We start from the raw sequence: 678 nt of genomic DNA on the forward strand, positions 1-678 counted from the left end.
TTAACAAAGTGATTCTATTGTTGTCAATATGAATTTTACTCTTTTTTAACTTTTTTCATTTCGATACTTATCTAATTGAATCTAAAGTTAAAAAGTAGGCGCCCCCGCCGCGCCCGTGCGTTATTTAAGCAGCCTCATTAATGCTATGCACATTATCAAAAATAGGATTATAAGCTTTTAGCAATGAAACTATTGATTCAATTGGTTCAGAACAACCAAACTCTGTAATAATTGCTAAAATTTTTGTAAAATTTGGAATTTCGTTTTGTAATTTAAAAAACAAAACTTTTTCAAGAGCCCCCATAAGCTCTACTAAAGAAACGTGATAGTTATCTTCAGTATCAATATCAATATTTTCACTATTAGCTTCTTTACACACAGCCATCCACAAATCACATAAGAAATCGGTAGTGATGTTGATTTCGTTTTTTTCCATTTGAAATTCTTTCTATTCACTAAAAGTTTTTAATTGACAGCCCATAAGGGCGCCGGGCGCTAGCAACACATTGATTTATATAGATAATTTACTGTTTTGCATGTTGAATTAAAAACCCGAATATAGTAAGGTTTTCTTATTCTAAATCTTCTCAGATTGAATCAATTAATATCACTTGCTTGCACGTCAAAAGCGGGGCTGGTGTGTGGGTAAAAACTGTATAAGAAAGGAGTAAAAATGGT

General features: G+C 32.0%; 1 protein-coding gene. It reads right to left on the reverse strand.

What is annotated here, in order from left to right; translation table 11 throughout:
- Positions 1 to 124 precede the first annotated feature (124 nt).
- Positions 125 to 436, reverse strand: coding sequence for a hypothetical protein (locus tag PVV65_RS09905; protein WP_273790044.1), 312 nt, complete (start codon positions 434 to 436; stop codon positions 125 to 127).
- Positions 437 to 678 lie beyond the last annotated feature (242 nt).

The sequence above is a fragment of the Bartonella sp. ML70XJBT genome (assembly GCF_028618425.1).
GTDB lineage: Bacteria > Pseudomonadota > Alphaproteobacteria > Rhizobiales > Rhizobiaceae > Bartonella.